9 protein-coding genes are annotated in these 14,410 nt (G+C 58.2%); 3 read left to right on the top strand and 6 right to left on the bottom strand.

What is annotated here, in order from left to right; all coding sequences use genetic code 11:
- Positions 1–50 precede the first annotated feature (50 nt).
- The 3 genes from PSH76_RS30030 to PSH76_RS30020 form a co-directional block, all read right to left on the bottom strand.
- Positions 51–4,688, bottom strand: coding sequence for a hypothetical protein (locus tag PSH76_RS30030; RefSeq protein WP_305493371.1), 4,638 nt, complete (start codon positions 4,686–4,688; stop codon positions 51–53).
- Positions 4,689–4,802: 114 nt separating this feature from the next.
- Positions 4,803–5,780 carry an asparaginase gene (locus tag PSH76_RS30025; protein WP_069556857.1) on the bottom strand — a complete coding sequence of 326 codons (978 nt, stop codon included), beginning with the start codon at positions 5,778–5,780 and terminating at the stop codon, positions 4,803–4,805.
- 76 nt (positions 5,781–5,856) lie between these two features.
- On the bottom strand, positions 5,857–7,302 hold the full coding sequence (locus PSH76_RS30020; RefSeq protein WP_034129133.1) for a sodium:alanine symporter family protein: 1,446 nt from the start codon (positions 7,300–7,302) through the stop codon (positions 5,857–5,859).
- Positions 7,303–7,872: 570 nt separating this feature from the next.
- Here PSH76_RS30020 and PSH76_RS30015 point away from each other — a divergent pair.
- The 3 genes from PSH76_RS30015 to PSH76_RS30005 all read left to right on the top strand — a co-directional run bounded on the left by PSH76_RS30015 (position 7,873) and on the right by PSH76_RS30005 (position 10,610).
- A complete protein-coding gene (locus tag PSH76_RS30015) occupies positions 7,873–9,294 on the top strand; it encodes a PAAR domain-containing protein (protein ID WP_305493370.1) in 1,422 nt (473 codons plus the stop codon).
- Positions 9,291–9,680, top strand: a complete 390-nt coding sequence (locus PSH76_RS30010) for a hypothetical protein (RefSeq protein WP_098950016.1) — start codon at positions 9,291–9,293, stop codon at positions 9,678–9,680. The genes PSH76_RS30015 and PSH76_RS30010 overlap by 4 nt, the downstream gene beginning before the upstream one ends.
- A 540-nt stretch (positions 9,681–10,220) precedes the next feature.
- The gene (locus PSH76_RS30005) at positions 10,221–10,610 is read left to right on the top strand and encodes a hypothetical protein (protein ID WP_032894468.1); all 390 of its coding nucleotides are present in this window, start codon (positions 10,221–10,223) and stop codon (positions 10,608–10,610) included.
- A 129-nt stretch (positions 10,611–10,739) separates the two neighbouring features.
- Here PSH76_RS30005 and PSH76_RS30000 read toward each other — a convergent pair whose 3' ends face one another.
- The 3 genes from PSH76_RS30000 to PSH76_RS29990 all read right to left on the bottom strand — a co-directional run bounded on the left by PSH76_RS30000 (position 10,740) and on the right by PSH76_RS29990 (position 14,408).
- Positions 10,740–11,966 carry a hypothetical protein gene (locus PSH76_RS30000; protein WP_305493369.1) on the bottom strand — a complete coding sequence of 409 codons (1,227 nt, stop codon included), beginning with the start codon at positions 11,964–11,966 and terminating at the stop codon, positions 10,740–10,742.
- Positions 11,967–12,417: 451 nt separating this feature from the next.
- Positions 12,418–13,377 carry a PDR/VanB family oxidoreductase gene (locus PSH76_RS29995; protein ID WP_278915037.1) on the bottom strand — a complete coding sequence of 320 codons (960 nt, stop codon included), beginning with the start codon at positions 13,375–13,377 and terminating at the stop codon, positions 12,418–12,420.
- Positions 13,374–14,408, bottom strand: a complete 1,035-nt coding sequence (locus tag PSH76_RS29990) for an aromatic ring-hydroxylating dioxygenase subunit alpha (RefSeq protein ID WP_003195686.1) — start codon at positions 14,406–14,408, stop codon at positions 13,374–13,376. The genes PSH76_RS29995 and PSH76_RS29990 overlap by 4 nt, the downstream gene beginning before the upstream one ends.
- Positions 14,409–14,410 lie beyond the last annotated feature (2 nt).

The following is a 14,410-nucleotide window of genomic DNA, read 5'->3' as shown; positions in this document are numbered from 1 at the left end:
CTGGGTTTGTCAGGCTGGAGCAAGTTATGTGCCGTTGCGCGAGTGCGCCGTCAATAGACCTCTGGCGGGAAAAACAAGCGCTGGGCTTGGGTCAGGTTGATGGAACTGCGGTAGTAGTCGAGCTGTTGCTCTGCGGTTAAGCCGGTGAGCGTGTCAGCCACCTCTTTGAGCTGTTGTTCTGCTGGGGTTTTGAGTCGTGCGTGAAGAAATCTATTGAGTGAAGCGTGGGCGCTCGAGTATTGGAAATGCGCATACCAGAGAGGTTTGCTGGTAGACAGATCAATGACCGCATACTCATCTTGATAGCTCCAAGTGGCTCCCTTGAGGGGCTGGCGGGTCATGATCTTTTTGATCGCAATTTCGCGGTGGTTAATGAGCCAATCGACATGGGCAATGGTCGGAGGCTGTCGCTTGATGAGCTTGGCCACGGTTTCAGTGGCCCGTTCGTAAAGTGCTTTTGTGGCGGCTTTGAGTCTTCTGCGCAGGTCTGCGCTGGACTGCTTGGTTTGCGCCGTGACTTTGGCTTTGATCAATGCCTCGTCGATATCTTGCTTGCTGCGTTCGAGCAACCAGGCGTGCTGGTGAAACATGTGCTCGATGCCGATGGCTGTGCGCGTGGGATCGTCGGCTTGTTGGCTGGCGCGTTCTTGAAACTTCGGCAATTGGGCGAGTAATTTTTCGCCCGCGGTGGTGGCGTCGTGGAGCGTGAGCGCTGTAGATGTGGCCTGTGCCGGGGACGTTTCGATGTGCTCGACCCACATGCCAGGGGTCTTCTCATGAAAGGTAGCCAGGACCTGGCCGGTTATCGGGGACTTGATATCAACGAACTTTGATACGGTCCCTATCGGGTCCAAGCGGGGTTCGCCAATCAGCACGCCGTTGTAGCGTGTCTGGATAAACCTCTTCAGCGGCCTGGGCGGCGTAGGAGGAGGGGTGGGCTTGATGCGCTTCAGGTTCTGTTCCTCGTGCAGCGGGACAAGTGCCGCCTTGGCGCGATTGGCGAACCCTTGCAGCGATTGGCTCAGGCGTTTCAAGGGTTGGGCCTGGATCTGCTCGGAGAACTCTTGAGAAAGGTCCTGCAAGCGTTCATCGATGAACTTGAATTGCTCCACCAGGTTGCTCAAGGCGTCAATACGCTCGTCCAGGCGATATTCGCTTCGCTCATCCAGGGTGTCACGCAGGGTCTGTACTGCAACGTCGGCGCTGTCGAGCGTGTCGTTGAGCAACTCCCAGGCCTGGGGTTCGGTGGTGAGGGATTCAGGGGCCAGGCACAAGTGACGGGCCAACGTCACCTGCAGGGCCCTGAGATCGTCGCTCGTATAGCTGGGCAGTTTGCGCTGGCGCTCTCTGATCACGTCGAATCCGGCCGGGCCGAATTTGCGCAGCTCGGTGAAGCGTGATTGAGCGTAATCCAGGCGCTTGATCATGCTGTCGCTCATCTCGACGACCTGTTGGTGGTCGGCGATATCGCTGGTATGAGGTGACGGTGCATGGGTTGGGAGCTGGTCCAGGACAGGCGAGAGTTTTGGCGCAAAGGTGATGAGCTCTTCGTTTACCCCCGCTTCATTGAGTTCCAGTTGAGCCTGTAGGTAACCAATGGCTTTTATCTGGAATTCAGGCTCCGAGGTGAAGACGGCCATGGTCAGCAAGTGTTGGCGTGCTTTTTCGTAGTCTTCTGATTGGCGATTGAGCGTGTCCAGGTAGGCCTGGCGTTTGGCTTGGGAACTGGTACTGGGGGCCTCGTCCATTGCTTTGCGGGTTTCTTGCAGTAGGTTCTGCTGGTTTTTTTTTGCGGTTTCAAACGCTTTCAATTTCCTGCGCGATGCGTCGGCTTCGCTGATTGCCAGGTCCTTGGCGGTATTTTTCAACCGATCGGTACTGGATTTACGCAGGCGTATCCGATGATCGACGGACCATTGACCCTGGGCGTTGTGAACCAGCATGGGCCCGATGCGGTGGGTCTGGTTGGGGTCAATGACAACGATGTTTTTATCATCGTCCACTTTCACCATGAACCAGTTTTTGCCGACGGGAGCGTAGTGCTGCTCACCCAACTGATACAGGTATTGGTCAGCAGCCGGCTGGTCTATCACGGAGCCGAGGTCATCGGGTTTTTCTATTTTAAAGCCTTCAAGCATCGAGGTTTCCAGCGCTGGCGTGCGGTTGATTGCGCCGCTCGTGTTCAGCGCGATCTCGTGATCGGGAGGCGGTGCCAGAGAGGTGCGCTCAGGCAGTTGCTCGACGGTGAAGCTTATCGTGCTGGAGGGGCCTGGCGTTTCAGGCGCAAGCTCGGTCGTCTTGACCTTGGTGGGCTCGATCCTGGCCGGTTCGAACTTAGGTCTGCTGCGCTGGGCGCTGTGCAAGGTGATCGCCATGCCCAGGTTAAGCAGCACGTCGGTCAGCGCCGACCATTGTGCGGGTTTATCGCCTTCCTCATGGGCCTGGGCAAAGGTATCCAGTTGTTCGACGATTTGCCAGATCCATGCGCTAGTGCTTGCCACGCGTCCCATAAAGGGCAGGGCCGCGTTGAAGAGCACCCAACCGGCTTGCTTCAACGTGTCCCAGCGGCGTTCGGCATTCGATACCGACTGGCGGTCCGCCAGTTCAACCAGCGCATTGGCATTGCTATCGAACAGTGTCTTGAACCTATCCCCATTGAGCACCTCCTCACCAAGATTCACGGGGCCGCTATAGGTCCATAGATCGCTGGGGTTGACCAGAAACTCGGCGACAAGCCATGGCGAAGGCCAATGACTGGTAAAGACATAATTGGTGTAGTGGTGACGCACCGAGTCCGGTAGCCAGGTAACCACCGAGTCTCGCAAAGTGCGCGACTGGCTGATGGCATACAGTAAGTTCGCCGGTGATGGATATTGCAGCAACGCGGGTTCAAACAACGGGCGGTACAGCACGCAAGGGCCGTCTTGCGCATTTTCTGGGCCGATGATGTACATGTTGGTGACATCATCGTTGCTGTTGATGAGCCGGCGCTTGGGGTTGAAGCTCAGGCGTCGTATCACGATGGCTTTGCCGTCGACGTATTGGTCGCCGCTTTCGTCCTGCATCACAGCTACGACGTAGCGGTAGCCGCGCTCGTCAATCCCGCCAATGCGGCGGATCTTGTGCTGCAAGGCCAACATCGGCAGCTGGACTCGCAGGTGATCGCGGTACAGTTTTTTGCGACGTGAGGCCTCAGCCGAGTCATCCAGCAGTTTGCTGCGGATCAGTTTTGGGTAGGTGGCACCGATATTACAGCGGCTGATCAGTGTCTCAAGGTAAGCCACGGTGATCTGATTCGGTATGGAGTGGCCGACGTCGCTCAGCAACGTTTTATTACCGGTGGGCAGTGCAATCAGGTTTTGCAGGGCCAGTTCGGCAAGGCTGAACGTGGTGGTTTCGTACTGCCCTGGCACGGTGAAAAGGCCCCACACCACCAGGCTCTTGACCTGGATTTTCAGCTTGTCGAGCTTCAGGTGTTGCAGGGTCGGGTGGTCCTTGAGCAGCTCGGTTTTCAACTGGTCCAAGGCGAATTGATGAATGCTGGGAATACCGTCCTCATAGGTCTTGCCGGCATTCAGGCTATTGAGCGCGGCCAAGTCCTTGAGGTGGCGTGCATAGAGTGATTGATCGCTGGCAGAGGCATCGGTCAGCCAGTCTGGCAGCAGGGTTTGATACCAGCCCGGCCCCGGGCCCTTGGCAACCGATTTTTCGGCAGGCGTCGGGAGTGTGAGCAGGGGCGACTGTTGGGTGCTGGGCTGTTTGCCATCACTGGTTTTGAGACCTTCCACGGTCTCAAGCTGCAGGGCGATCAGCTTGCAGGCTGCGTGTTCGAAAAAATCGCCGTCGGGTTCATAAAGGCGCCACTCCAGGCGATCAAAGGCCTCGGGTTGCTCCAGGTGATCCTTCAACGAATCGCCTAGCTGTTGGTAGGTGTCGTATTTCTCGTATCCCTTGAAGGGTGAGTAACAGAGGATCAGCGTTTTGTCTTCGAGTTTGCCCTCCAGCACGGTCATGAACACTTGGTCGGTGTGCTGCGTCTTGGAACCTTTGACTAGGTCGGCATCAATCAGGTAAGCGCGGCTGCTATAACGATTTTTGTCTTGGCGAGCGGAGCGGGTGGGTGCATGGAACAGCGTGCGGGCCATCGTGCAGTCTTCGTCGGTCCAGGCATCGACGTGTTGCACATTCCAGGCTCCGCGCAGGCTCTGGGTAAGTGTTTGCCAGCGAGGACCATTGCCGTTGCTTTGGTTCCAGAACGTTACCAGCTGTTCCTGAAAGGCTCGGTAGACCACCGGCGCCAGGGTGTTGATCAGGTTGGCGACTTCGACAATACGCACTGGCAAATGAAGCGGGGGGTCGGTTACCGGCTTCAGGGTCAGGAAGTGATTGCCCTCGACGCACAGCGTCGGCACTTTGAGGATGGCCTGCCGGGCCAGGATGCTGCTCAGGGTTTCATAATGTGTTGGCCCCGGCACGATCTGGTCATCGATGAGCTCCCAGGTGGAAGTGCCCATTAGTGTCATGGCCGGGTCGATGTCCAGGTCGGGGTATTTCTCCAGCAAAGACTGGCGCAGCAGTTCGCGAGCCGCTTCCCGGAACGAAGGTCCGACGGACAGTTGAGTGGCCAGTTTGTGTGTTTCAGTGTCTGGAGGCGTTTGCTGCGAGGGTGTGGAACTGGAGGTCGTCATGCGGGCATCCCTGTCTTGCCGATCAATGGAAAAGCCGAGCGCAGGCTCGGGTATTCCATGTTAGGTATCGGCAAGCAGGGAATTGCAGTGCTTATGTAGGGCTGTCTTAAGCGTTCAAGCTGGCTGGGTATGCAGGTCCAGCTCTACCAGGCGCCGCACTTGCTCCACGGCAAGGCCGGCACCGAGCAAGGCGTGCAACTTGCCGAACGCGGCTTCGCGGGTCATCCCACCGCCGGACAACACGCCGGCGCCCCGCAAGCGGCTGCCGGCCTCGTAGACATCCAGCTCCACACCGCCTTCATGGCACTGAGTGATGGCGACCACCACCACCCCTTGATCCTGCGCACGCTGCAAGCTGGCGAGGAATTGCGGGTTATCGCTCGGCCCGGTGCCGCTGCCGAAGCACTCCAGCACCAAGCCCTGAATGCCGCTGCCGATGATTGCGTCCAGCTGTGCAGCCTCGAAACCGGGTATCAGCGGCAGTACGCCGACGTTCGCCAAGGCTTTGGGCTGGCGGTAATCCAGCGCTGCCGGCAGGGAGTCGGCACGGGCGAAGTCGTCCTGGCGTTGCAAGGCTGCGAACGGGTTGCGCCCAAAACTGCGAATCTTCGCGCAGCGGGTCGGCGCCATCAACGCGCCGTGGAAGTACAGGTGCACACCCGGCTTCAACCCTTCGCCCAAGGCCGTCAACGCACCGCTGACGTTTTCCCAGGCATCGCTGTCGGGCACACCGGCTGGCAGCATCGAGCCGGTGAACACCACCGGCACCGGCAGGCCCAGCAGTTGGAAGCTCATGGCCGCCGCGCTGTAGGCCAGGGTGTCGGTGCCGTGCAGGATCAGCACGGCGTCGCAGCCGGCATCTACCGCCTCGACCACGGCGCTGCGCAGGCGTTGCCAGTAGGCAGGGTTCATGTTGGCGCTGTCGATCAGTGGCGACATTTCCTGGAAGCGCCACGCGGGCAGGTCTGCGCCCGCAAACTGTTCACGCATGCGCACTTCAAAACCAGACGCGGGCGCCAGGCCATTGGCGCTGGCCTGCATGCCAATGGTGCCGCCGGTGTAGAGCACCATCACGTTGTTAGCTGATTGCATCGAAAATCTCCTGAACGAAAAACGCCGCCGGGCCCAGAGCATGCCCAAGGCCGGGCGGCGTGTCATCTAGCTGTGATTAACGTTGCGCTTGAGCGCTCAGTTCTGCTGCCGGGGCCGCCTCGGTTTTCACCGGGTTGGCCGGCCAGGCCTTGCGGTCCAGGTCCAGGTCGGGGAACTGGCTGGAATCGAACACCGGGGTCTTGATGCCCGCCGCGCGCTGGTTGTCGTAGTCGTTGAGGATGCGCATGGCAATCTTGAACAGGAACGCCAGGGCGAACAGGTTGACGAACGCGAGCATGGTCATGGTGATGTCGGCGAAGGCGAACACCGTGCTCAGGTTCTCGATGGAACCCCAGAAAATCAGCACCAGCACCAGGGCGCGATAACCCATCAGCACCTTGCGGTTGTTGCCCACCAGAAAGCGCAGGTTGCTCTCGCCCAGGTAGTAGTTGTACATGATCGAGGTGAACACGAACAACGCTAGGGCCACGGAGATGAACATGCGGCCCCAGTCACCCACTACCGCCGCCAGGGAGTTCTGGGTCAGGGCAATGCCGTCGCCTTCAAAGCCTGGGGTGTAGAAACCGGACAGCAGGATCAGCAACGCCGTGCAGGTGCAGATCACGAACGTATCGAGGAACACACTGAACGCTTGCACTACGCCCTGGGCGATCGGGTGTTCCACCGACGCCACTGCCGCCACGTTAGGCGCACTGCCCAGGCCTGCTTCGTTGGCGAACACGCCGCGCTTCACACCCATGATGATCGCACTGCCCACCAGGCCACCGAAGGCTTGGTCGAGGCCGAAGGCGCTCTTGACGATGGTCGCGAGCATGGCCGGTACGTGGTCGAATTGCAGCACGATCACGTACAGGGTCACGGCGATGTAGACCAAGGTCTTGACCGGCACCAGCAGGTCGGCGATCGAGGCGATACGCTTGATCCCGCCGATGAACACCAGGCCCAGCAACACCGCCAGGGCAAGGCCGGTGTAGGTGGTGTCGAGGCCAAAAGCGTTGTTCAGCGAGTGGGTCACAGCGTGGGCTTGCAGGCCGTTGAAGGCAAAGCCGAAGGTCACCAGCAGCAGGAACGCCATGACCATCCCCAGCCAGCGCTTGTGCAGGCCGTGCTGGATGTAATACGCCGGGCCGCCACGGTAGGTGCCTTCAGCGTCGGTGCGCTTGTACAACTGGCCGAGGGAGCACTCGATAAAGCTCGACGACATGCCCACCAGCGCGGTGACCCACATCCAGAACACGGCACCCGGGCCACCCAGGGTCACGGCAATGCCGACACCGGCGATGTTACCGGCACCCACGCGGCCCGCCAGGCTGAGCATCAGCGCCTGGAACGAGCTGAGTTGGCCGGCGCTGCTCTTGAGGCTGTCTTTAAACACCGAGAACATGTGGAAAAAGTGACGCAATTGCACGAAACGCGAGCGGATCGTGAAATAACCGCCGAGCCCGACTATGAGCACGATCAGTACTTTCCCTGAGAGGAAGTCGTTGATGACTTCGAGCATGGAGTGTTCCTCGCTGATTTTTCTAATGGCAAACGCAGGACGGTCCGACGCATCGCTCGGCACCAGGCAGTGCACGACGCTCGATCCCCATCCTTTTGCGGGTGTTGTTATTCATGCGCTTTCGCGTGGTTCCCGGGCCTCGTTACCGACGGCCGCAGACGCGAAGAGGGGCGGCACTATACCTAGGTGCGCGCCAGCCGTCTGCAAGGGGTGCAATTGACCGAGGAACGGTCAATCGGAAAAGGCGCGCTGGAGGCGATAAATAGCTTACCTGTGGCGAGGGTGCTTGCTCCCTCGCCACAACAGCCATTTGACGACTGTGTTTGGAGCGTTAGTGGCAAGTAATACGCGCCCGGTGCACGGCATCGGGCGCCGTAGGTACATCAGATTTATACGACGAAACTCACGGAATCGTCTGACTTTACCCTAAGTAAATCCCTCTCCAGAGTTTGGCTTGCTACGTGACTTTTCCTTACTCGTTTACCTCGATTTAAAGGCGCCACGCGTCAGTTTTCTTATCGAGACGAGCAGGAAAGCACGGCTAAAAAAACACGGATAAGAGGCGAAAAAATGAGCGTAGGTCATTTCATCTGTCAAGGTGACAAAACCAGTTGCGGCGGGGAAGTGCTGGGCGTAGATCAAACAACCCACATGAATGGCCGTCTTCGTGCCTGCGAAGGTGACCCAGTTACCTGCGGCAAGGATGGGCAAACGTACAAGATCATCGGCGGCATTTCCTTCATGGAGAGCAATGGCCGGCTTGTTGCCGGTACGGTGGATAGTTACAGCGGCTGTCCCTGTAAAGCCGAGCTGATTCCTTTGGCGTTATTCGGCGAGTACCACGGCAGAGGTGGCTCGGTCGTAAGCGCCAACAGACTGGCCGCTGAGCCGGTCCAGCCAGTAACCCACTGGGCAGCGTCCTCTCAACGCACCTCCACCTCGCCAAGTGAGTCGCCCCAATCCGCATTTGCCGCATTTAAAGCGCTAATAGGCGAAGAACCAGGTTTTTACATCGTGCCCAAAAGCATGAGCCGCGAGGCGCTGGAAGCCACACTTTTTCCGACGCTCGACCCGGCTGTAATGCGCAAGTTTCAATCGCTGAATCCCAACACAGGCCACGTCAAAGCTGGTTCGATGATCGTGCTCAGCGATCCGAAAAACACCTCCTGCACGTATGAAGAAGCTCAGTTGATGCAGGCCGCGCAACACGTCAGCGCATCACTGGACGAACTGACGCCGGACGAGGCTGACTTTCTGTATCGCCACGGTGCAGAGATCGCCGGTTTCATCGGCCAAACCTCAACCTGGCTCGGCGTCAGTGCGGTGGTGATGGAAAAACACCTGAGCAATCTGCGCGAAACGCTCCAGGCCATGGAACGCCTGCATCAGGACAGCTATCGGCAGCACGGGCACCTTAGGTCATCGCAGTTCTTTGCTGATCGCCAGCGGTTGATGAGCCAGTTGGATGCTCATCTGCTCAACTCCACGCGCCTGCGCGGCCAGACAACCTTGGGCGATCACCCCAAGTTGAAAACGGCCCTGGGTATATCCAGTCGCAGCTTGGTACATCACTGGGACAAGGCGGGTGGGCCGGGGCAGATTCCGGGGTATGCGGCTCATGTGGAGGCGACGAGTCGGGCTACCAAGTATATGAAGGCAGGTGGTTACATCGGTATTGGTCTTGGCGGAGTGTCTTCGTTGCTGGCTATTGATCAGGTGTGTAAGGCTGATTCTGGAGCGGCTTGCAGGAAGGTCAAGTTTACTGAGGGAGGAAAATTCATCAGTTCAACGTTCATTGGCGCTTTCAGTGGGGCGGCGGCTGCGTCTGCCAGCGGTTCGATCTGCTTGGCGATTGGCGTAGCCACCGGAGGTATTGGGGGCGTTGTCTGTGTAGCAGCTGTAGTAGGGGGTAGTACATGGGCCGGTACGACAGTCGGTGGATTGGGGGGCGAATACATGGGCGAGTTAATTTACGAGGTTACTCAGCCATGACCAGTATCGATACCTGGCCAACGTGGGTTGCGCTGATTTTTGTTGGAGGTCCAACTCTGCTGGCCATCGTCGGCCTTTCATACAGCTTGTACATGACCCACCACCATCTGGAGGCTATAAAAGAGGCCCTGAAAAACAGCCGTTACATTTACCTTTGGGGGCCGAGCCTAGGGAAGCGTGGCTTGATTTGGTCCCTCTACGAGATGGCAAAGATCGCCGGAATGATAGTGTGGCCCAAGGCAGCGATCATTAACGGAGAACTGGATCCTGTCGATCTGAAAAACTTCCCGCCTCAGCTAAAACGCCGTCTGATTATCCTAACGACAATGTTGTTCACTGGTGTGGCTTGGGCGGTAATGGCTGCGGTGCTGATAAAGCTCAGATAGGTCAACAGCCAACTGTTTCAAACTGACAGCCCCCTAACGGTCAACAGCCAGCCAGTGTTCAACGGGATAAAGTCACAGTCCAGGGGGGGCTGTAGCAATGCTCATCCCCACTGGCGTTGTCTCCCCTGAGGCCCCAGCGAGAGCAAGTTCCCTGGCCACCGATGGCGCTCGCCTTTGATTGACGAGGTACCAGCCGACTCCAGCCTTGAGTAACCACGCGCCCAAAAAAATTGGCCGCTGGTGGGTGACATCAGGTGCCTGCTGTCGTCATTGAAATCGCAGATTTATACGACTAAGAACACGGAATCGTCTGACTTTACCCTAAGTAAATCCCTCTCCAAAGTTTGGCTTGCCACTGACTTTTCCTGACTCGTTTACCTCGATTAGAACGCGCCACGCGTCAGTTTTCTTATCGAGATGAGCAGGAAATCAGGGCAAAAAACCATGGGTAAGAGGCAAGAAAATGAGCGTAGGTCATTTCATCTGTCAGGGTGGAGGGGGCGAGTATTTGGGAGATAAAATTTATGAGGTTTCTCAACCATGACCAGTATCGACACTTGGTCACCTTGGGTTGCGATATTTGTGACTGGGGGGCCAATTATTCTTGGGGTTGTGAGCACTGCATACACCCTTTACCTGAGCCACCGTCACTTGGATGCCATGAAGGAAGCCCTGAAGAATAGCCGCTACATTTATCTATGGGGGCCAAGTTTGGGGAGACGGGGCGTGATTTGGTCTCTTTTGGAAATAGCGAAAATCGCAGGAATGGTCACATGGTCAAAAGCGTATATCCGAACTGGAGATGTAAACCCTGTTGATCTTGAAAACTTTCCGCCCTACCTGAAACGTCTTTTGTTCATTGATGCAGCGATGAAAATCGTTGGTTTTAGCTGGATTATTATCGTGGGCGTATTGCTGAAACTGAAGTAGTGGGTGATTGATAATGAGGCCGCCCCCTGTGGGAGCGGGCTTGCTCGCGAAGGCGGTGGGTCAGTCAACGCATGCAGTGGCTGGTATGGCGCATTCGCGAGCAAGCCCGCTCCCACAGGGGGGGCGATATCAGAAGTAGTAACCGATGTTGACGTTGGTGCGGTAATACCAGTCGTTGCTACCCACCGAATTGGTGCTGGTAAAGCCGCTGCCATTCTCCGCACCACCATAGGGATTGGCGTTACGCGCCCACGTGAGATCGACCCAGGCCATCACTGGCATCGCCAGGAACTGCGCGCCCACGGTGAACATCTGCGAGTCGTCCCAGGCGCTTTTGTCTTTCATCATTCGGCTGTAATCGCTGTACAGCTTGATCTTCTTCAATTGCCCCAGCCGGGGCGTGTGGATGTCGTAGCCGACGTTGAGCGAGGCCAGGCTGGCCTTGGACGCGATCAGGTACGCAGGCGTGAGGCCGTTGCCGCCCATCAGCACCGAGTCGTTGCTCACGCCGCTCGGGTTTTCGGGGTCGTATTCGTAGCGGATGGCTTGGGTGGTGACGGTCCACAGGCCCTTGCTGATGATGGCGTGCACGCCGGCGGCCCAGTAGTCGCCATTGTCTTTGGTGGTGGCGTTGTACAGTTGGGCGGTGGCGAGCGAGGCGCCGACTTCGGTCTTCCAGCCCTCGTTGTTGAAGGTGCGCGCCACGCGGGCGTTGAATTGGTTGCGCTTCTCGTTGTCCTGGCGCGACTGGGTGAAGGCAATCGCGTTGTCATTCAAATCGGCGTAACGCCCCACTTCCGGTGAGTAACGCAGGTCGCTGGGCAGCATGCGTGGGAAATAGCCGAGCTGCACGTCCCAGTCCTGGTCCTTGTAGCTGTATTTGAGGCCGGTGCCGGCACTCACCGCGTAGCCCATGAAAAACGGCAGGTGGTAGCTCCAGCCAAATTGCGGATAAGGCTCCAGGCCGAAGGGTTTGAACGGTGCCCCCAGTTGCAGGTTGGCGTTGGCATTGAGGCGGTAGCCCACAAACCCGCGGTCAATGGAACGCTTGCCGTCATCCTGGAACCAGTAGCCGACATCGCTGTAGAGGCTCTTGTAGGTGGCCTGCACATCCAGACGGAACGTATCGAACAGAAACCGGCCGTTATTCTCGGTAGTGTCCCAATGTTCGTCGCGATAGTTGGTGCGCAGCGCCCCGCCGATGTCCAGGCTGCTGTCGCCGCTATCGCTGCGCCAGGAGATATGCGGGAAAGGTTTGTTGGCGGCGTTGGCCCGCACCGGCTCGGAGGGAATGGGTTCTGCGGCGAAACTGCTGAAACTGGCAAATATCAAACCTGCACACAAGACGCGCTTCATAGAGACCTCTCTACCGGGTGATCGGCAACACTCGTCCGCTTGCCTTTAAAGGCAACTAAGGAGGGAACGGGTCTTACCGGGTTTAAGTGTTGGTTATTATTGTTTTATCGGCGAAACGCCGTTTAATCAGTGAATGCACAGGAGTAGAGCAGGAAGTGTGCCAGGCAGACTGTTAGTTTGTTTTTTATAAAAATCATCATCAAAAACAGTTGTTTATATGGGAAACAAAGCTGTTTGTATAACCCGTGAAACAACCCGCAAGTGCGGTAACAACGTTGCCCGTGATAGGTGCGTATTTATTGCACGCTGCCAATGAAACGGGCACTTTGCGGGTGATCCTGTAGGAGCGAGCTTGCTCGCGAAAAACGTTAACGGTAATACGTGCACCCTGAAATAACGCGGTGCCTGGACGTTCTTCGCGAGCAAGCTCGCTCCTACAAGGGGTGGGGGGTTAGAGGTCGAGCACCAACCGTCGGCTCTTGCAGCCAGAAACGCACACCATCATCGATTTGTTCGCCGCCCGCTCGGCCTTGGTCAGCACCCCGTCGCGGTGGTCGATTTCGCCTTCCACCACCCGTGTCTCACAGGAGCCACACACGCCTTCGCGGCAGCTGTGATCAATGTCGCAGCCCGCTTCCAACAACACATCCAGCAAACTCAAGCCAGGTTCCACCGCCAGGGTTTTGCCGGACCTTTTCAGTTCAACGCTATAGCTGCTCTGGGCGTCTTCGCTGGGCGGCAGTTCGGCGGCGGCAAAGCGCTCGATGTGGGCATGGGGATAACCCAGGCGCTCACAGGTACTTTCGAAAGCGTCGAGCATCGGCGTCGGGCCGCAGCAGTACAGATGGGTATCGGCAGGTTGGCCGGCGAGGTAGGCGGCAAGATCAGGCGGCACGCTTTTTTCGTCGTTGAAGTGGTAGGTCACCCGCGCATCGAGCCCGCTCAAGGCTTCCACCAGCGCTGCCTCCTGGCGTGAGCGGGCGCAGTAGATCAACTCGGCGGATTTTCCCAGCGCCAGCAACTGGCGGAACATGCAGTAGATCGGCGTGATCCCGATGCCACCGGCCACCAGCACACTGTGGCTGGCGCTCAGGTCCAGTTCGAAGTTGTTGCGCGGCGGCGAGATCGACAGCGGCATGCCGACCCGCAACTGGCTGTGTACATACTCCGACCCGCCACGGCTGTTGCGGTCACGCAGGATGCCCACCACATAACGCCCACGGTCGCTGGGCGAGTTGAGCAGCGAATAACTGCGCACCAGGCCGTTGGCCAGGTGCAGGTCGATGTGCGAGCCGGCGTCGAACGGCGCGAATACGGTATCGCCCAAAGGCCGCAGTTCGACGCTGATGATGCCTTCGGCTTCATAGCGCAGGGTGTGGACGCGGGCGTTGAGGAGCGCGGCTTTATTCATGGCAATTGCTTCGCGTCGATCAACTCGAGCTGGGCTTTGGCGGCGTTCTTCAGGTAGCGCCGCAGCCGCACTACGCCCAGGTCGTGCTGGTAGAGGTTTTCACGTTGATTGGCATCTGGCTCCATGAATTCCAGCAGCACCCGATCTTGTTCCAGCACCGCCCAATGCCGCGCTTCCAGACGGTTTTTGTACAAGAAGCGCCAGGTGTCACGCTGCCAGCCGGTCAGTGGGCGGCAGCGCCAGTGAAATGCGGCGGCCAGCGAACGACTGCTGGGGGTGTAGCTGCCGATGATGGTGAAGTTGCCGCCGGGACCGCCGGTTTTCGGATAGGGGATTTCCAGGCGCAACCAGTGGCAGCCGTTGTCCACGAACTCGGTCCAGTCGAAGTTCACGCCGCGCTGGCCTTCCTTCTCGAAGAAAAAGCCGGTGTCGGTGTCGCGGGTGACGAACTTGGCGGTGGCTTCGCCTTCGCTCATCGAGTGCGACATCTTGTGCAGGTAGGTGCCGTGCATCGGGTCCATGACGTTGTCGATCACGTAGCGATAGTCGCCTTTCCACTCGGTGTAGCAGACGAAGCTGCTCCACTCGGGCGAGGTCAATTGTTCGGGCAGCACCAGCTCCGGCGCCACGTCAAGGTGCGGGTCGGTGGCGTTGAACAAGAAGATCGCGCCTGCGGCTTCGCGGGTGTGGAACATACGCGTGGGCCGGCTGCCTTCCAGTTTGCAGCCGGGGCTGCCGGGTACTTTGGTGACGGTGCCGTCGCAGCGCACTTCAACGCCGTGATACGGGCACTGCAGGCGATCGCCCAGCACCGGCCCTTGGGACAGCGGGGCGCCGCGATGGGGGCAATGGTCTTCCAGCGCGTGAACGCTGCCATCGTTGTCGCGCCACAGGGCGATCTTGTAGCCCAGGCGTCGTATCGACAGCGGCTTCTCACCCAAAAGGTCCGAGGGCAATACCGGGAACCAGAGGTCTTTGAGGCCATTGGCCAGATGCTGTTCAACAGGGTCGACGGTCAATTGCATGTTCATTT

Origin of the sequence: Pseudomonas sp. FP215 (genome assembly GCF_030687795.1) — a bacterium.
Taxonomy (GTDB): Bacteria; Pseudomonadota; Gammaproteobacteria; order Pseudomonadales; family Pseudomonadaceae; genus Aquipseudomonas; species Aquipseudomonas salmasensis.
The sequence above is the reverse complement of the archived record's forward strand: the minus strand, read 5'-3'. Positions and strand labels throughout refer to the sequence as shown.